A 16,827-nucleotide genomic window follows, 5' to 3' on the forward strand; every position below is an offset into this window, starting at 1 on the left:
CGGCGGAGCGCCCTGCGCCGGGCCGGTCGGCGGAGCGCCCTGCGCCGGGCCGGTCGGCGGAGCGCCCTGCGCCGGGCCGGTCGGCGGAGCGCCCTGCGCCGGGCCGGTCGGCGGGGCGGTCTGTGGCGGGCCGGTCGGCAGCGCGGCGAGCGCGTACCGGCGGCCGAGGTCGGGCAGCAGCCAGTGCAGGGCGATCACCGTGCCCTGCCGGTTGCCGCCGGCGTCGTGCAGCAGCACGATCGCCCCGGGCGCGACTCTGGCGGTAACCCGTGCCGCGATGGCTCCGGGGCCGGGCCGGGTCCAGTCCTGTGGATCCACGGCCCAGTGCAGCGACGTCATGCCCAACTGACCGGCCACCGCGACCACGGATGCGGTCCAGGCGCCGCCCGGCTGCCGGAAGTACGGGATCCGCGCGTCGGGCACGGCCGCCCGGATCGCCTCGTTGGTGCGTACCAGGTCGGCCCGGATGCTGGCGGCGGGCCGGCCGCCGAGCTTGACGTCGTGCGTCCAGGAGTGGTTGCACAGGGTGTGCCCGTCCGCCACGATCGCCCGGACCAGCTCCGGATGCGCCAGGGCGTTCTGCCCGACCAGGCAGAAGGTGGCCTTGACGTGGTGTTCGCGCAGGACGTCCAGGGTCTGCGGGGTGTACCGGGGATCGGGGCCGTCGTCGAAGGTCAGCGCGACGTAGCGGGCGCCGGTACTGACCCGGGCCCCGTACGGTCCGCCGGGCTCGGCCGGCAGCTGCGGCGGCTCGTACGCGTGCGCCCGGTCCGGGTCCGTCGGCCCGGATGTCGGGGTGCCGCCCGGCGCGGTCGTGGTCGGTGCCGGAAGCCCCGGTCCGGTCCGGCCCGCGTCCGGTCCGCCCGGCTGCCCCGGGTCGGCCCGTTTCTCGGCAGTGCCGCCGAGCTGGTCCCCGGAGCGTGCGTCCGCGTCCGACTGGTCCCCGGACTGCGGGTCGGCCTGGTGCCGGGCCCGGCTCTCCGGCACGGCCAGTGGCCCGCCGGGCCGGCCGAGGGTGTGGCCGAGCGCGTAGGCGCCGCCGAGTACGGCGGCGCTGACCGCCGTCGCGACGACGAACATCTGGGTCCTGGACATGGTCGGCATCAGCGGACCGTCCCGGGGTGAACCTGAGCTGCCCCGCCAACCACCGTGGGAACCGCTGCTGCCACGTCTGCCTCCTCCGGATGCTCCCGGTCAAGGCTACGTACGGGTTGGCCGAATTATTATGGTTTCTCACACTCGTATGGCCTGATGCTGCGTCGTACCGGTATGGCGCCGGATCCGGCGCGTGCGTTGGGACGCGGTGGTCGCCGGGCGCGGGCTCGACCGCGAGCGGCAGGAGACCGAACGTGTCATCGCCCGGGGTCTTGGAGAAGGCTCAGGCGGTGGGCAGCGTCCGCGCCGATCTGACCGTCGCCGACTTCCGGCTGTTGAACGCTGCCCATCACGGCGTCATCCAGGCCGCTGGATCCAACGGCCGCCGCCAACTCCCAGCGCTACCTCAGGCTTATGCTGCGCTCGCTGCAAGCCTGAAAACGCCACGTCGCGTGGCGGGAACTCCGCAGGGCGCACCCTAGCGCCCTAGACGGGCAGTGGCACGCTCTCCGACTCGGGCAGCGGCCGGGACGGCGGGGTGACGAACTTGTAGCCCACCTGCCGGACGGTGCCGATCATCGACTCGTACTCCGAGCCGAGCTTGGCCCGCAGCCGACGTACGTGCACGTCGACGGTGCGGGTGCCGCCGAAGTAGTCGTAGCCCCAGACCTCGCGGAGCAACTGGTCCCGGGTGAAGACCCGGCCCGGGTGCTGGGCGAGGAACTTGAGCAGCTCGAACTCCTTGTAGGTCAGGTCGAGCGGCCGGCCCTTCAGCTTGGCGGCGTAGGTGTCGGGGTCGATGGTCAGCTCGCCGGCCCGGATCAGCCCGCCGGCCGCCGCGGTCGCGTTGCTGAGTCGGCCGACCGCGAGTCGCAGTCGGGCCTCCACCTCGGCCGGGCCGGCGCTGGCCAGGATCACGTCGTCGACGCCCCAGTCCGCGTTCAGGGCGATCAGACCGGCCTCGGTCACCACCGCGACCAGCGGCACACCGAGCCCGGTGGCGTGCAGCATCCGGCAGGTCGCCCGGGCCTCGCTCAGTTCCGAGCGGGCGTCGACGAGTACGGCGTCCGGGCTCGGCCCGGAGACGAGGGTGCGGACATCACGCGGGGCGGTACGCACCGAGTGGGGGAGCAGGTCGAGGGCCGGCAGCACGACGGACGGTTCGCCTGCGCGCGCGGTCACCAGCAGCAGGATCTCCACACATCACCTCCGTCCCGGCGGCACCTGGGCGCCGCGCGGTGGCCAGCGGCACTCGGGCGGGGACCCCGGGACCGCTGGGGATTGGGGTAGTCCCGGCGTCACTGACGGGCAGGTAAGGCTTAACCTTATCGGAACTTCCGCCGGACGCTCTCACACGTTCGGTTCATCGGTTGTGTGATCGGTCATTACAGGCAGGTTTCCCGGATCGTGTTCCGGTTCGGGGACGTCGGGCCCGGCGCGTCGGTTGTCGGTCTGGCACGATCGGGGCGTGTACCCCTCGACGCCACCGGAGACCGGCCGTGACTCCTGGCCGGAGAACCGCCCCGGTCCGGCCGGCCCGCACCGCGCCCCGGACCCGCGCGGTCGCCCCGCCGGGCCGGACGCCCGCAGCCCCTTCGACGGCCCGCGCGTGCCGGACGGCCCCCGGCACGGCGACGGACCCAGGCCCGGGGACGGCCCCCGGAACCCGGACGGCCACCGCGCCGGCGCCCGGGTCACGGACGGCCCGCGCCCGGACGGCGAGGTGGACCCCGAGGAGCTCGACGGCGAGGAGGAGTTGCCGCCGGTACCGGTCCGCCGGCTGCTCTCGGTGGCGATCGCCGGCTTCGCCGGACTGCTCGGCGTCGGGCTGATCTTCGGGGCGCAGACCGCCGGGCCCGGCGCCCGGCTGCCGTTCGCCGTGGTCGTCTTCGGGGTGCAGTTGCTTTTCGTCCTCGCCTGGACCATGGCGATGCGCCCGCCGGCCCTGCTGCTGGTGGGCGGGGTCGCGGTGGCGGTCGCGGCCGCCGCCGATGCGGCCGCCGTGCTGCCGCAGATCGCCGCGCTCGCCCCCCTCGGGTACGTGGCCGCGGGCGGCTTCCTCGTCGGGGTGCTCGGGCAGCTCGTCCGCCGGGCGGACCGGGCCCGGGTGACCGAGTCGCTCGGCGCCACCCTGTTCATCGTGGTCGGCGTGGTCGCCTTCGGCACCCTGATCGTGCTCAGCCGGATCCCGAAGGGTACCCAGGCGATCTTCGTCTGCCTGACCGCGGCGGCGGTGGCGCTGACCGTCGCCCGGGTGACCGACGCGGTGCTGCCCTGGCCGCGCCTGGCCCCACAGGTGCCACGCGGCGCCGCAGGTGTGGTGATCGGGGCGATGCTCGGCACCCTCGCCGCGGGCATCCTCGGCAGCTACCTCGTGGCGTTCACCCCGACCAGCGGTGCGGTGGTCGGACTGGTCGCCGCGGCCGCGGCGGCCCTGGCCGACCTGGGGGTTGGCTACGGCGAGGCGGGTCGGCAGATGGCCGGCGAACCGCCGACGATGTGGGTCGCCCGGCACATGCAGGGACCACTCGGCGGCTTCGCGTTGGCCGCACCGGCCGCGTACGCGATGAGCGTCTTCTTCCTCTGACCAGGGGGCGGCACCGGAGCGGAGTCGCGCCTCCCGCCACCCGACGGGGCGGCGTACCCCGACGGTTGGAGATGTGCCCGTTCGGGTAGATAGTGGTGCCGACGACGGTGGTAGGCGGGTGCGACGGCACCGGATCTGGGGGGCGGCGTGGCGGACAGCTATCCGGCAGACGGCGGGACGTACGGCGAACGGCCCCGTCGGCGCAGGGGGCGTCGGGCGCTCGTCATCCTGGTGATCCTGCTCCTGGTGCTGGCCGCGCTGCTGGTGGTGGCCGACCGGGTCGCCGCCGGAGTCGCCGAGCGGGTCGTCGCCGACCAGATCGACCAGGAGATCTCCCGGCAGAACGTGCAGTCCGCCGCTCCCGAGGTGACGGTCGGCGGCTTCCCGTTCCTGACCCAGGTGCTGGGCGGCCGGTACGACTCGATCAAGGTCGTGCTCCGCGACGTGCAGGGCCCGGTGCAGGGCACCGACGCCGCGGTGAAGGTGCCGGAGCTGACCGTCGACGCGCGGGACGTGATCGCGTCGCTCGACACGCTCCGCTCCGGCCAGGGCGAGGTCACCGCGAAGACGGTCCAGGGCACCGGGACCGTCGCGTACGACAGCGTGGTGGCGTTGATCGACCGACCGGGAGTCCAACTGCGCGAGCAGGACGGCAAGCTCGCGGTGACCGCGCCGGTCCAGGTGCCGATCCTGGAGCAGGAGCTGACCGTGCAGGGCACCGCGAACGTCTCCGTCGACGGCGACGACATCGTGGTCACCTTCGACCGGCTCACCTCGGCCGACCTGCCGAACAATCCGGTGATCCAGACCTTCGTCAACAACTTCGCCCGGCAGCTCTCGGTCCGGGTGCCGTTGCCGCCGCTGCCGTTCGCGCTGCAACTGCACGAGGTACGGCCACTGCCGAATGGACTGGCCGTCACGGCCAGCGCCCGGGACGTGGCGCTGAGCGAGGTTAGCTGATCAGGGCGGCCGGATCCGCCGGGCGCGTGATCCCGGATCGTGGTTGGTCCTGTGTGACGAGTCCGTAGCGCTGGTAAGCTCCCGGTTCATGGGGACGCTCCTCACCAAACGGCGCGCGGTCGACCTGTGCCGCGTGGCCACCTGCCTGTGTCGCCCCGTCATCTGACGGCGGGGCTGTCCTGCGTACCCTCTGAGTCCTTCCCTCACGCCCGGCAGCGGCGCCGTCGCACGTACCCGTGATCCCTACCTGTCCATGGGTCCCGCGCGTGAGATGCGACAACAACATCGGTCGACCTCCACGCGCAGGCTCACACAAATCCTCACCAAGGAGTGATCTGATGAGTCGCGACACCGCACTCGTCTCGGCCGACTGGGCCGAGAAGAACCTCGCCACTCCCGGCGTGGTCTTCGTCGAGGTCGACGAGGACACCACCGCGTACGACGGCGGGCACATCGCCGGTGCGATCAAGCTCGACTGGAAGACCGACCTCCAGGACCCGGTACGTCGGGACTTCGTGAACAAGGCGCAGTTCGAGGCGCTGCTCTCCGAGCGCGGCATCTCCAACGACGACGTCGTGGTGCTCTACGGCGGCAACAACAACTGGTTCGCCGCCTACGCGTACTGGTACTTCAAGCTCTACGGGCACCGCGACGTCAAGCTGCTCGACGGCGGCCGCAAGAAGTGGGAGCTGGACGCCCGTCCGCTCGTCACCGACCAGGTCTCCCGCCCCGCCACGCAATACACCGCGCAGGAGCCGGACCTGTCGATCCGGGCGTTCCGCGACGAGGCGGTCGCCGCCATCGGCAGCAAGAACCTGGTCGACGTGCGCTCCCCCGACGAGTACGCCGGCCGGCTGCTCGCCCCGGCGCACCTGCCGCAGGAGCAGGCGCAGCGGGCCGGGCACATCCCGACCGCGATCAGCGTGCCGTGGTCGAAGGCGGCGAACGAGGACGGCACCTTCAAGTCCGACGACGAGCTGCGCAAGATCTACGGCGAGGCGGGGCTGGACGGCAGCAAGGACACCATCGCCTACTGCCGGATCGGCGAGCGCTCCTCGCACACCTGGTTCGTGCTCAAGGAGCTGCTCGGGCACCAGAACGTGAAGAACTACGACGGATCCTGGACCGAGTACGGCTCGCTGGTGGGCGTGCCGGTGGCGCTCGGCGACGAGCCGGGAGAGGCGTGAGCACCGTGACCGCTCCGATCGCCGCCGGCTGCGCGGCGCCCGACCAGGCGGCTCCGCTGCCGGCGAGCCTGGACCTGGAGAAGGAAACCGTCATCACCGGGGTCGTCAGCGCCGCCAGCGGCGAGGCGGTTCCCGGGGCGTACGTGCGACTGCTCGACTCCACCGGTGAGTTCACCGCCGAGGTGGTCACCTCGCCGGCCGGGCAGTTCCGGTTCTTCGCCGCACCGGGCACCTGGACGCTGCGGGCGCTCTCCCGGCTCGGCAACGGCGACCTCTCGGTCACCGCCGGCCGGGGCATCAACGAGGTGGCCGTCACGGTCGCCTGACTCCGGTAACTCCACCGACAGCGCAAGGGTCCCGCCGACCTCCTCTGGTCAGCGGGACCCTTGCGTGTCATCGACGTGTGCGACGGGCGGGAACGGGAACCCGCAGTGTCGGGCAACGGGCTGAAACGGTCGATGGGGGACGTCATGCCGGAGTACGCGGCCGAAACCACGACCGTGGGCGAGTTTCTGCTCTGCCGGCTGCACGACCTCGGGGTACGGCACATCTTCGGGCTGCCCGGCGACTACAACCTGGAGTTCCTCGACCAGGTCGAGGCGTTCCCGGACATCGAGTGGGTCGGAAGCTGCAACGAGGTGAACGCGGCGTACGCCGCCGACGGGTACGCCCGGCTGGCCGGCATCTCCGCGATCGTCACCACCTTCGGCCCCGGCGAGCTGTCCGTGGTCAACGGCCTGGCCGGCGCGATGGCCGAGTCGGTGCCGATCGTCTCGATCGTCGGCGGCCCGACGACGGAGATCATGGATCGGCGGGCGGGCATGCACCACTCGCTCGGGGACGGCGACTTCGACCGGTGGGTCCGGGTCGCCCGGGAGGTGACGGTCGCGCAGGCGACCCTGACCGCCGGCAACGCCACCGTCGAGATCGACCGGGTGTTGCGGGAGTGCTGGACCCAGCAACGTCCGGTCTATCTGCGGCTGCCCGGCGACGTCGCCCGGCAGCCGGTCCCGAAGCCGCCCCGGCGGTTCGACCGGCCGGCACCGGTCAACGCTCCCGAGCAGCTCGACGCGTTCGACGCCGCCGCCCAGCGGCTGCTGAACGGCGCCACCTGCCCGGCCCTGCTGGTCGGCAACCTGGCCCTCCGGTACGGCCTCGGCGCCGAGATCGCCGCGCTGCTCGCCGACCGGCACTGGCCGGCCGCCACCCAGGGCCTCGGCCGGGGGCTGCTCGACGAGACCGGCCCGAACTACGTCGGCGTCTACAACGGCGGGGACAGCGTCGAGCCGGTGCGGCGGATCATCGAGGAGGCCGACGTGCTGGTCTGCGTCGGTACCAAGTTCTTCGACTGGGACGGGCTGTTCACCGCCGACCTGGATCCGGCCCGGATCATCTCGATCGGCCGACGGGCGAGTTCGGTGGGCGGGCGGCTCTTCGAACCGGTCGCCCCGGCCGCCGCGCTGGCCCGGCTGCACACCATCGGGCCGGTCCGCGCGGTCGACTGGGCGACCGCGGCCGATCCGGGCCGGCCGCCGGCAGCGCGGCTCGACCCGGCCAGCAACGCGCCGATCAGCCAGGCCCGGCTCTGGCCGGCGATCTCGGCGATGCTCGCCGAGGGCGACATCGTGGTGCCGGAGACCGGTACGCCGTCGTTCGGGGTCGCGTCGATCCGGCTGCCCAGGAGCGCGGTCTGCGTACAGGCGCCGCTGTGGGGAGCGATCGGGTACGCCGTACCGGCCGCGTTCGGAGCGGGGACGGCGGCACCCGAGCGGCGGGTGGTGCTGATCACCGGGGACGGGTCGCTGCAACTGACCGCTCAGGAGATCAGCCGGATGCTCGCCACCGGTCAGCGACCGGTCATCTTCGTACTCAACAACGCCGGTTACACGGTGGAGCGGGCCGTCGACGGCCGGCACCAGCCGTACAACGACATCGACAACTGGCGGTACACCGACCTGCCGTCCGTCTTCACCCGACAGATCGCGGTCGACTCGCACCTGGTCGGCACCGAGGGGGAGTTGGCCCGGGTACTGGCCGGGCTGAGCGGCGTACCGGACCGGCCGACCGTGGTAGAGGTGAACCTCGACCGGCTGGACCTGCCGGCCGGGATGCCGCAGTGGGGCCGGGAGACGACGGCGGTCGACTACCAGACGACGCTGGGCGAGGAACCCCGGCTCTCCTGGCGGGGCCCGCCGGACCAATGACCCCGATCACTCCGGCACGTGCACCCGGCACCCCGTACGCCCGAGTCGGGCGGCGACCGGCCGCCCAGGATGCCGGGCGGCGAGGTCGAGGATCTGCCGGGTCGGGTCGAGGGGCTCGGCGGGCGGCACCGGCTGCTGCGGTCCCCGGATCGGGAAATCCGGAGATGCCGGCAGACTGCGGTGCAGGGTGCCGGCGAGGTGGCGTAGGCAGTTCGGGACCGCCTCGGAGAGGCTGCGGTCGAGCGGAACTGTGGCGGGATCGAGCGGGGCGTCCGGGGCGACGGCGGTCACCTGCCAGCGCAGCCCGTGGGCGAGCCGGGGATCGCCGGCGTCGTGCCGGTGGTCGGCGACGGTGACCTGGAGGCCGAGGCCGAGCCCGCAGACCAGCCGGGCGAGTCGGGGTAGAGGCGGCACGTCCCGGCCGGCGGCGGAGACGACGACCCGGGCGGCCGGACGACCCCGAGCGACCGCCGAGGTACGCCTCGGCCGGGTCATCGTCCGGATCGGACAGTGTGACGACACCGTCCAGCAGGTCATGGTCGAGACTGCGCCCTGGCTGCGGAAACCTGACTCGCACCCGCACTGTCGAGTTGCCCCGCCTGTGCGTCCAAGCCGGGACTGCCGGTCGACCGGAGCTCCGATAGTGTTTGCGCGACGACGCAGATGTGAACTCGTTCGGGGTGCGACCGTCATGATCGGAGCTGCTCCGGAAGTCCGAAGAGGTCGCCAGCCGATTCTGACCGATCCGAGCGGAGCCAGCAGTACAACGTCAGCCACCGACCATCCGCCCGTGTTCGTGCGTCTCGAAGCGTTAGAGGTTATCGACCGATGTCAGGGCAAGGGTGTCTTCGTGACGGATCCGAAGACCTGGCTGCGGGAGCCTCAGCACCACCACGAGCGCCCAGTCCGAGCTGCCTCCCCGATCCGGGTCGGCGGCGTCGACGGGAAAGTCCGGGCTGGCGGCGTTGACCGCTCCAGGGCCCTCCTCGGCCTCTATGGTGATCCACCGTCCGTCCTGGAGCCGGAAGGTGTACTGGCCGAAAGCCGTCGTGTCGACCTCGTCGAGAAGCCCGAACTCAGGGTGTTCGATCAGCTCTACCGTCGCCGACCGATAGTCCCAGTTGGTGCCCAGGCCGTTGGCGAAGACCAGGTCGTATTCGGGCGACACGACGCCGTGGCAGAAGGCGAAGCGGTCCTGCCGGCCGATCTTCAACGACTGGTCGAGGTTGTACCAACCCGGGTCCCACAGCGCGAGGAGGGTCAGGTCGCTACCCACGCCACGACTGTAGGGCTGGCTGTCATCAGCTACGGGCCAGCGGCACCATCACCGGCCGCCACGCCGGGCGGATGACGTCCGGGGCCAGGACCGCCGACGGGCTCATGCCGAGAGATCCCGGCATGAGCCGTCGCTCCAGGCGCCGGCAACGGTTTGTTGCGGCAACTGCCGTAGGGATTCGATGCCCATCGGTGCTGGCCGGTGGCCGGCTGGCTCCCGCTGGCGTGGCCGCGACCGGCATGACCCTGCGAGAATCGACCTGCCACGATCGCCGCCAGTTCGCGGCGTCGACTGTTCCACTCCGGACGGGTGGGAAGGACGCACATGGCAGGGACAAGCTGGCGACTGAGCCTGACGATCAGCCCGGTCGCGATCCTCCCGACGTCCGCCCTCGCGGTGCTCGGCCTCGCGCTGGGCGGATTGGATTTCGACGACGGCTTCTGGGGTTGGGCGACGGTGCTCCTCGCCGGCTACCTGGTCAACGCCGGGCTGGACTGGCTGGGCACCGTCACCGGCTACTCCGGTTGGATCTCGGGGCGGACCGGGGCCTGGATCAAGGTGCGCTGGCTGTTGACCGGTGTGCTGGTCAACATGCTGCTGCTCGCCGTGCTCCCGTGGTTCGCCGGCCTCTTCGGGTTGGACATCTCGACCGGTGGGCCGGGCACGGTCCTGCTGGCGGCGGCGATACTCGGCCTCTGCTTCTATCTCGGTTCACGCTTCGAGGACATCTCGTTCTACTTCGAGAAGGGCGCACCCGAGCGGCCCGAATCCGACGAGCCGTAGCCAGCCGTAGTACGGGCCGAGGACCGCACCCGGCCGCCGTACTAGGCTCGCCTGGTCGGCGACCTTGGGGGAGGACGGTATGCGACCGGGGTGGTATCCCGATCCGTCCGGCCGGTACCCGTTGCGGTGGTTTGACGGTACACGGTGGACGCCGCAGGCGCTCGACGGATGGCAGCGACCGGTCGTCGACCCGCTGCCGGCGGTGGCCGAGACCGCCTCCGCAGCAGGCTCGCCGCCAGCAGTGTCCGGTACGCCGCCGGCAAGGTCAGGTACGCCGCCGGCATTGCCAGGTGTGCCGCCGGCATTGCCAGGTGCGGCTCCGGCGCCGCTGTCCGTGGCGGTGCGCCCGGCCGACCAGGGACGGTGGCTGTTCTGGCTGGCCTGGCGCATCTTTCTGCTCGCCGTCGCCCTCGGCCTGCTGTTGACCGGCTTCTTCGTGCTGCCGTGGGGCCACATCCTCCGCCCCGGAATGCCGGTGACAACGATCCACTACCTCGACTTCGCAGGCTGGATCGACGCGGCCGACCTGGAGGCCAGCGGATGGCAGCGCGCGTACGCCCAGGGACTGGGGCTGGTGCACGCACTCGTGGTACTCGTCGCCACCGCCGTGACGATCGCGGTGAGCCGGCCCGGCAGGCACGCCCCCTGGGGCGGCCTCCTGCAGTTGCTGCTCTTCGCGTCGATGATCGCCGTCCACTTCGGCTCACCGTTCGCCGACATCGAGGGCGTACATCCCGCAGGTGCGGGGCTGGCGGTCTTCGGCGGCATCTTCGCGCTCTTCGTCGCCTGCCCCGGTTTCGGGACGAAGCCCAAAACGCCGCCCCCGGCACGCTAGCCGGGCGCCGCTCACGCTCAGAGGCCGAGGTCGCTCAGCCCGGGGTGGTCGTCGGGGCGCCGTCCGAGCGGCCAGTGGTACTTCCGCTCCGACTCGGCGATCGGTAGGTCGTTGATGCTGGCCAGCCGGACCCGCATCAGCCCGTTCTCGTCGAACTCCCAGTTCTCGTTGCCGTACGACCGGAACCAGTTACCGGAGTCGTCGTGGCACTCGTACGCGAACCGCACGGCGATCCGGTTGCCCTCGGTGGCCCAGAGTTCCTTGATCAGGCGGTACTCCAGTTCCTTGGCCCACTTGCGGCGCAGGAACGCGACGATCTCGTCCCGCCCCTGGAGGAACTCGGCCCGGTTGCGCCATCGGGAGTCCGGGGTGTACGCCCGGGCCACCTTCTCCGGATCCCGGCCGTTCCAGGCATCCTCGGCCAGTCGCACCTTCTGGATCGCGGTCTCGGTGCTGAACGGGGGCACCGGAGGACGTGTCGCCATGATCCCATCCTAGGCAGGACGTCGGTTACCCGTGCTTCTCCCGGCTATCCGGGCGTCAGGCACCAGTAGCCGTACGGGTTGCGGTAGAGGTCCTCCGGGTCGTAACGGGCGCAGTCCCGGCTGCCCAGCACCCAGTGCGGGGCGTCGGCGGCGAGCGCGAAGGTCTCGCCGTCGCGGATCTGCCGCGCCCCGGGCTCGGTCAGCAGATAGCGGGCCAGGGCGTCGAGCAGGCGTACCTGCGGGTCGATCTCAGCAGCCCCGGTCGGCTGCCCGGCGCGCAGTTCGACATCCGGGGCGCCGAGCAGGTGCATCCCGCAACTGTAGACCGCCACGCCGTCGGTGATCGGCCGCTTGACCCAGGCCCGGTGCAGCACCACCGCCAGGGTCGGGTCGTCGGTCGCGGCGGCGGCCCGGTCGGCCAGGTCGAGCCAGCGGTCCCGGCCGTGCGCCAGGCCGCTGCTCTCGTTGCGTACCGCCGTGGCGCCGGCCCGGAGCAGCGCGGCGGTCAACGCCAGCATCCGCCGCGACACCTCCAGCGCGGTCTGCCGGGTGGCCGGCGGCGACAGCAGGTACGCCACCGTGTCGTGCTTCCTGACCGCTCGCCGGTCGGCGTCGGTGAAACTCGGGCTGGTCAGCGAGGACCGGAACGAGGCGACCATCCGCGGGTCGGGCTCCGGGCGGGAGTATTCGGTGTCGAGGGTGCAGTCCGGGCCACCGATCTCGGCCGCGAGCCGGGCCACGACGTCGAGGTCCAATCCTGCGCCGAGCACACAGAGCACGTGCTGCGGCGGCGCCGATCCGGCCTCGTCGATCACGCCCGGCAGGCTACCAACGGGTACCGCGCCGCTGTCAACGTGTCCGACGCAGCGGGCCGGCCGGACCCGGTAGCGCAGGGGCGCCCGACGGCAAGGGCGGTGCCCGCCGCCCCGGACAGGGACGGCGGGCACCACCGCTCTGCGGTCACCGCCGGGTCAGCACCCGGCTGCCACCGGTCAGATCCCGCCCAGCCGGGCCGGACACGGGTTCACCGGTGCCAGGGTGAAGTCGAGCGTGCTGACCAGACTGGCCTGGATCTGCTGCCGTTTCACCTGCGGCACCCAGCCGTCCTTGGCGGCGATGACGTCGTACCGGCCCCTCGGCAGCCACCACGAGTACGCCCCCTTGTCCACGGTGGAGAGCGTGTAGCCGGTGGACGGGTCGCCGACCAGGTTGACCCGGACCGTCGCCGCCAGCGACACCTCGGCGCCGCCGCAGGTCCGGCCGAGCACCGTACCCTGGATCTTGCCCCAGGTGCCGGGCGGGGAGACGTTCATCTCCACTCCGACCACCGGTACCGGATAGGGGCTGTCCGTCACCAGGCCGAGTTCGGCGGTGTAGGTGCCGGGCTGGGCGACCCCGGCCGCGGCGGTGGCGGTCAGGGTGACCGTGACGTTCCGGGACGCCCCGGCGGCCAGGGTGAAGCTGGCCGGCGCGGTGCTCAGCCAGGACGCCTCGCCCGCCGCCAGACAGGCTTCCAGCCCGCCGAGCCGCTCGGTCTCGGCCGACCCGACGAACGAACTCGGCGAGCCACCCACCTTGTACGCGCCGCAGACGCCGGCACCCCGGTAGCGGGCGAACTGCGCGTTCGGCAGGTTCACCCAGGCACCGGCCACCGGGTCGTACCCGATCGTCCGGTTGGTCAGCGTGGTCGTGGCGGCGGTGACACCGCCGGCCAGCACCAGCATGCCGCCGGCCGCCGCGTACTGAGAGCCCCAGAGGTCGATCGGCATGTCCGGCAGCGAGTCCCAGGCGTCGGTGGCCGGGTCGTAGACGTAGCCGTTCTTGTACTCCACCGCGCCGACACCGCCGGCACAGTAGACCTTGCCGCCGATGCCGCCGCAGGACATCCAGGAGGAACCCTGCGGATAGTCGGCGGCGGTGTCGAACGTGCCGGCGAGCGGGTCGAAGACCGTCACGTCCGGGGTGTCGACGGAGCACTCGTTGTCGCCGCAGCCACCGACGACGTAGAGCTTGCCGCCACTGGTCGCGAACGCGGCCGCCGCCCGGGGCGCCGGGTTGGTCACCCCGGGCAGGGTGCTCCAGGCCCCGGTCGCCGGGTTGAACACGTCGACCGTGGCCACCGGGGCCGAACCGGCACCCCAGCCGCCGATCGCGTAGATCCGGCCGTTCAGCGCGGCGACCGCCGGCTTCGACCGCGCGGTCGGCATGTCAGGCAGCGCCGTCCAGACGTTGGTCGCCGGGTCGTAGACCCAGGTCTTGCGCTCGGTGCCGGTGTCGGCACCACCACCGATCGAGTAGACCTTGCCGTCCAGGGTCACCGCCGAGTTGTCGTAGATCGACGCCGGGAGGTTCGCCACCCGGGTCCACGCCTCGTCGACCAGCGGCGCGGCGCCGGCGGTACCGGTGCCGGGCCCGTACGCGGTCCCGGTGCGGCTCTGGCTCAGCCCCTTCATCTTGTGTTCCACCAGCTCGGCGCCCTTCGCCGAGAGCTGGCTGAACTGGGCCGCCCGCTCCATCGCCTGCACTGTGGCCGGCGCGTTGCCGGTGTTCGTCACCGTCAGGGTGACGTTCCGGGTGGTGCCGTACGGCTGGTGCAGTTCCAGGGCGTCCGAGGTGACCGTCAGCCGGGCAGCCTTGAGCGCGAAGTCGGCCCGCCGGGTGGCGTCCGCAGGCACTGTCACCTGCTTGGTGAACGCCCGGTACGGCGACAGGCTGGCGGTGAGCGGCTGCGCCCCGGTCAGCCCGGAGAAGAGCCAGTAGAAGCCGTCCGGGATGTTCGGGTCGTCCGGCGTCGCCGCCGACACGCCCTTGTCGGCCGGCTGGTTGTCGCTGACCACCGTGACGCCGTTGAGCGGGCCGCCGGTGTTGGCGTCGGTGGTGAAGCCGGCGACCAGGCCGCCCGGCTTCGGGGTGCAGGTCCGGTTGACGAGCTGGACGTTGTCCACCTGCCACCACCAGGCGAAGGTGCCGTTGAACCGGAACCGCACCCGGGTGTTGGCCACGCCGGCCGCCGGATCCAGCGGTACCTCCTCGACCCGTGGGCCACGCCGGCTGACCGTCTGGTGCCAGACGTTGGTCCAGGTCGTACCGCCGTCGGTGGAGACGTCGACGTCGGCGGTGTCGCTGACCCCGACCGCCCGCCAGTCGCTGTTGAAGCGCAGCAGCGGCGCGCCCGTCGCCGAAAAGTCCAGCGGCGGCGTGACCAGGTCGGTGTCCTGGGTGTTGCCGCTGCCCAGAGCGTCACTGTCGATGATCGCGAAGTTGCCGGTGCCGCCGGTCAGGTTGGTCCGGCCGGCCGGGTCGTCGAAGGCCCAGCCGCCCTTGTCGGTCCGGTTCACCACCGACCAGCCGGCCGGGGTCGAGGTGCCGTCGAAGCTCTCCGTCAGCAGCGGGTCGCTGAACCCGGCCGCGTAGCCGGCGGCGGTGCAGGCCGGCAGCACGGTGGCGCTGACGTTGACGGTCTTCGAGCCGGTGCCGACCGCCACCTCGGTGCTGACCGGGCGGTAGCCGGGGTGGACGACCGTGGTGTCGAGCCGGTAGCTGGCGCTGCCGGGGACGGTGAACGAATAGGCGCCGGTCACCGGGTTGGTGAAGACCGGGCCGCCGGGCCGGCCGGAGACCTCGATCTTCGCGTACAGCGGCCAGCCGTGCCCGGAGCCGTCGGTGACCTTGCCGGCGACGGTGACCATCCGGGCCGTGCCGAGGGCGAAGTTCTGGGTGAGCACGTCGCCCCGGGCCACGGTCACGGTGGCGGTGCCGGGGTTGAAGCCGTACCCGCTGGCGGTCAGTTCGTGGGTGCCGACCGGCAGTACCAGCGCGTACCGGCCGTCCGCGTCGGTGACCGTGTTGAACTCGCCGGTACGCACCTCGGCGCCCGCGACCGGCTCCCCGGTGCTGGCGTTGGTGACGGCGCCGGTGACCCGGCCGGAGTCGCCGCGCGGCGCCGCCTCGACCGCCTGGTACGCGTTGAGCCGGCCCTCGCCGAAGGTGTTGTTGTCGTCGAGGGTGCCGCCGCAGGTGAGCGCGTCGACGTCGGTGGCGGTGTCGTCGAGCAGCCGTTCGGTGGCCGGGATGTTGCCCTTCAAGCCGGGCGCGGCCGACCAGATCAGCGCGACGGTGGCGGAGACGTGCGGTGCCGCCATCGAGGTGCCGCTGCCCGTCCCGTAGCCGTTGCTGGGCAGGCTGGACCGGACGTTGCTGCCCGGCGCGGCGATGTTCGGCTTGACCGACCCGTCGATGCTGGACACGCCCCGGCCGGAGAAGCTGGAGACGTTGTTGTTGCTGTCGTAGGACCCGGCCGCGTAGGTCAGGGGGTAGTCGCCGGGGTTCTCGGTGGTGTTGCAGCCCGGCCCGTCGTTGCCGGCGGAGAAGCTGGGGAAGATGCCGGCGGCCCGCCAGGAGACCACGGTCTGCTTGTACCACTCGTCGTTGCGGCCGCCGCCCCAGGAGTTGTTGACGATGTCCGGGGCCAGGTCGGGCCGGGCGTTCTGCCCGTTCAGGTCGGTCGGGGCGAGCACCCACTGGCCGGCGGCGAGCAGGGAGGCGTCGGTGCAGTCGTTGGTCTCGCAGCCCTTGGCGGCGATCCACCGGGCCCCGGGCGCCACCCCGATCTGGTTGCCGGCACCGTCGTCGCCGACCATCGTGCCCATGGTGTGCGTACCGTGGCCGTTGTTGTCGCACGGCGCCGGGCTGGCGCAGACCCCGGCCGGGTCGAACCAGTTGTAGTTGTGGTCGAAGCCACCACCGGTGTTGCCCCGGTAGGAGTTCCGCAGCGCCGGGTGGTCGAACTGCACCCCGCTGTCGATGTTGGCGACGACCACGTCCTCGCCCCGGGTGTCGAACTCGGACCAGACCCGGGGTGCCCCGATGTTGTCGATGTTCCACTCGACCGCGTTGGTGCCGGTGCCGGTGGTGGCGCGGAACGGCTCGGGCTTGATCAGTTCGTAGGTACGACTCGGTTCGATGCTCTGCACGTCGTCCCGGGCCGCGATCGCGTCGAGCAGGGCGCGGTCGCCCTCCACCCGCAACACGTTGGCGATCCAGTACGACCGGTACGTCACGCCGCGCTTGTCCAGTTCGGCGCGGAGGTCGCGCTGGCTGCGCTCCGCGGTGGCGGTGAGCGTCCGGTAGACCGCGCTGGCCCGGTCGGAGTCGGCCAGCTTCGCCGCTCCGCTCAGCTCGGCGCGTTCTCGCAGGTAGACGGTGAACGTGGTGCTGCCTTCTGCGGCGAGTTCGGCGAGCAGTTCCCGGTTCACCTCCGCCTCGGGACCGGCCGCCGTGGCGACCGCGGGCTGTGCGGTGACGCCGAGCAGCACGGCGGCCGCGGCGGCCACCAGGCGCCAGCGTCTCGGCCGTCGTGCCCAGCTCCGTCCGGAACGATGCAGCATGGTTCCTCCCCCACTGTTCGGCGTCCCG

Annotated in this window: 15 protein-coding genes and 2 pseudogenes; 10 read left to right on the forward strand and 7 right to left on the reverse strand. The window is 72.1% G+C overall.

The annotated features are described in order from the left end of the window. Together R6Y94_RS33020 and R6Y94_RS33025 are read right to left on the reverse strand one after the other, a co-directional pair. Nucleotides 1-1,104 (reverse strand): polysaccharide deacetylase family protein (locus R6Y94_RS33020; protein ID WP_318400037.1); only part of this gene is annotated, 1,104 nt, incomplete at its 3' end. 477 nt (nt 1,105-1,581) lie between these two features. Further along, nucleotides 1,582-2,295: a winged-helix domain-containing protein gene (locus R6Y94_RS33025; RefSeq protein WP_107257554.1), complete on the reverse strand. Its 714-nt coding sequence runs from the start codon at nt 2,293-2,295 to the stop codon at nt 1,582-1,584. Nucleotides 2,296-2,563: 268 nt separating this feature from the next. On the opposite strand from R6Y94_RS33025, the gene R6Y94_RS33030 reads away from it, so the two are divergent. The 6 genes from R6Y94_RS33030 (at nt 2,564) to R6Y94_RS33055 (ending at nt 8,033) form a co-directional block, all read left to right on the forward strand. Continuing rightward, nucleotides 2,564-3,682, forward strand: a complete 1,119-nt coding sequence (locus R6Y94_RS33030) for a hypothetical protein (protein WP_318400039.1) — start codon at nt 2,564-2,566, stop codon at nt 3,680-3,682. 147 nt (nt 3,683-3,829) lie between these two features. Continuing rightward, nucleotides 3,830-4,642, forward strand: a complete 813-nt coding sequence (locus tag R6Y94_RS33035; RefSeq protein ID WP_318400041.1) for a DUF2993 domain-containing protein — start codon at nt 3,830-3,832, stop codon at nt 4,640-4,642. Between the two features lie 88 nt (nt 4,643-4,730). Beyond that, nucleotides 4,731-4,808 carry an Ms5788A family Cys-rich leader peptide gene (locus R6Y94_RS33040; protein WP_311202345.1) on the forward strand — a complete coding sequence of 26 codons (78 nt, stop codon included), beginning with the start codon at nt 4,731-4,733 and terminating at the stop codon, nt 4,806-4,808. A 172-nt stretch (nt 4,809-4,980) separates the two neighbouring features. Continuing rightward, entirely contained in the window at nt 4,981-5,829 is an 849-nt protein-coding gene (locus tag R6Y94_RS33045; protein WP_318400043.1) for a sulfurtransferase, read from the forward strand. Next, the gene (locus tag R6Y94_RS33050; protein ID WP_318400045.1) at nt 5,826-6,155 is read left to right on the forward strand and encodes a DUF1416 domain-containing protein; all 330 of its coding nucleotides are present in this window, start codon (nt 5,826-5,828) and stop codon (nt 6,153-6,155) included. The genes R6Y94_RS33045 and R6Y94_RS33050 overlap by 4 nt, the downstream gene beginning before the upstream one ends. 144 nt (nt 6,156-6,299) lie before the next feature. Continuing rightward, on the forward strand, nt 6,300-8,033 hold the full coding sequence (locus R6Y94_RS33055; protein ID WP_318400046.1) for an alpha-keto acid decarboxylase family protein: 1,734 nt from the start codon (nt 6,300-6,302) through the stop codon (nt 8,031-8,033). Nucleotides 8,034-8,039: 6 nt separating this feature from the next. Here R6Y94_RS33055 and R6Y94_RS33060 read toward each other — a convergent pair whose 3' ends face one another. After that, nucleotides 8,040-8,528 carry a hypothetical protein gene (locus R6Y94_RS33060; protein WP_318400049.1) on the reverse strand — a complete coding sequence of 163 codons (489 nt, stop codon included), beginning with the start codon at nt 8,526-8,528 and terminating at the stop codon, nt 8,040-8,042. 196 nt (nt 8,529-8,724) lie between these two features. Here R6Y94_RS33060 and R6Y94_RS45380 point away from each other — a divergent pair. Continuing rightward, nucleotides 8,725-8,916 (forward strand): annotated as a pseudogene (locus R6Y94_RS45380) (hypothetical protein); the annotation flags it as partial. Here R6Y94_RS45380 and R6Y94_RS45385 read toward each other — a convergent pair. Further along, nucleotides 8,845-9,309, reverse strand: a complete 465-nt coding sequence (locus R6Y94_RS45385; RefSeq protein ID WP_412102949.1) for a hypothetical protein — start codon at nt 9,307-9,309, stop codon at nt 8,845-8,847. The pseudogene R6Y94_RS45380 and the gene R6Y94_RS45385 overlap by 72 nt on opposite strands. A 324-nt stretch (nt 9,310-9,633) precedes the next feature. Here R6Y94_RS45385 and R6Y94_RS33070 point away from each other — a divergent pair, with 324 nt between their 5' ends. From R6Y94_RS33070 to R6Y94_RS33075, 3 genes and pseudogenes are all read left to right on the forward strand, one after another. Next, nucleotides 9,634-10,092, forward strand: a complete 459-nt coding sequence (locus R6Y94_RS33070; RefSeq protein ID WP_318400051.1) for a hypothetical protein — start codon at nt 9,634-9,636, stop codon at nt 10,090-10,092. Nucleotides 10,093-10,171: 79 nt separating this feature from the next. Beyond that, nucleotides 10,172-10,243: pseudogene (locus tag R6Y94_RS45390) on the forward strand (DUF2510 domain-containing protein); the annotation flags it as partial. Nucleotides 10,244-10,396: 153 nt separating this feature from the next. Beyond that, entirely contained in the window at nt 10,397-10,927 is a 531-nt protein-coding gene (locus R6Y94_RS33075) for a hypothetical protein (RefSeq protein ID WP_318400053.1), read from the forward strand. Between the two features lie 17 nt (nt 10,928-10,944). Here the strand turns inward: R6Y94_RS33075 and R6Y94_RS33080 are convergent, their stop codons facing one another. From R6Y94_RS33080 to R6Y94_RS33090, 3 genes are all read right to left on the reverse strand, one after another. Next, on the reverse strand, nt 10,945-11,412 hold the full coding sequence (locus R6Y94_RS33080; protein ID WP_318400055.1) for a nuclear transport factor 2 family protein: 468 nt from the start codon (nt 11,410-11,412) through the stop codon (nt 10,945-10,947). Between the two features lie 44 nt (nt 11,413-11,456). After that, nucleotides 11,457-12,227, reverse strand: a complete 771-nt coding sequence (locus R6Y94_RS33085) for a hypothetical protein (RefSeq protein ID WP_318400057.1) — start codon at nt 12,225-12,227, stop codon at nt 11,457-11,459. A gap of 177 nt (nt 12,228-12,404) precedes the next feature. After that, entirely contained in the window at nt 12,405-16,799 is a 4,395-nt protein-coding gene (locus tag R6Y94_RS33090; RefSeq protein WP_318400058.1) for a S8 family serine peptidase, read from the reverse strand. Nucleotides 16,800-16,827 lie beyond the last annotated feature (28 nt).

Source organism: Plantactinospora sp. KLBMP9567, from assembly GCF_033446045.1.
Lineage (GTDB): Bacteria > Actinomycetota > Actinomycetes > Mycobacteriales > Micromonosporaceae > Plantactinospora.

Coding starts and splice junctions, on each gene's coding strand:
- R6Y94_RS33040 (WP_311202345.1), top strand. CDS start 4,731: ATGGGGACGCTCCTCACCAAACGGCGCGCGGTCGACCTGTGCCGCGTG.
- R6Y94_RS33045 (WP_318400043.1), top strand. CDS start 4,981: ATGAGTCGCGACACCGCACTCGTCTCGGCCGACTGGGCCGAGAAGAAC.
- R6Y94_RS33055 (WP_318400046.1), top strand. CDS start 6,300: ATGCCGGAGTACGCGGCCGAAACCACGACCGTGGGCGAGTTTCTGCTC.
- R6Y94_RS33060 (WP_318400049.1), bottom strand. CDS start 8,528: ATGACCCGGCCGAGGCGTACCTCGGCGGTCGCTCGGGGTCGTCCGGCC.
- R6Y94_RS33070 (WP_318400051.1), top strand. CDS start 9,634: ATGGCAGGGACAAGCTGGCGACTGAGCCTGACGATCAGCCCGGTCGCG.
- R6Y94_RS33080 (WP_318400055.1), bottom strand. CDS start 11,412: ATGGCGACACGTCCTCCGGTGCCCCCGTTCAGCACCGAGACCGCGATC.
- R6Y94_RS33090 (WP_318400058.1), bottom strand. CDS start 16,799: ATGCTGCATCGTTCCGGACGGAGCTGGGCACGACGGCCGAGACGCTGG.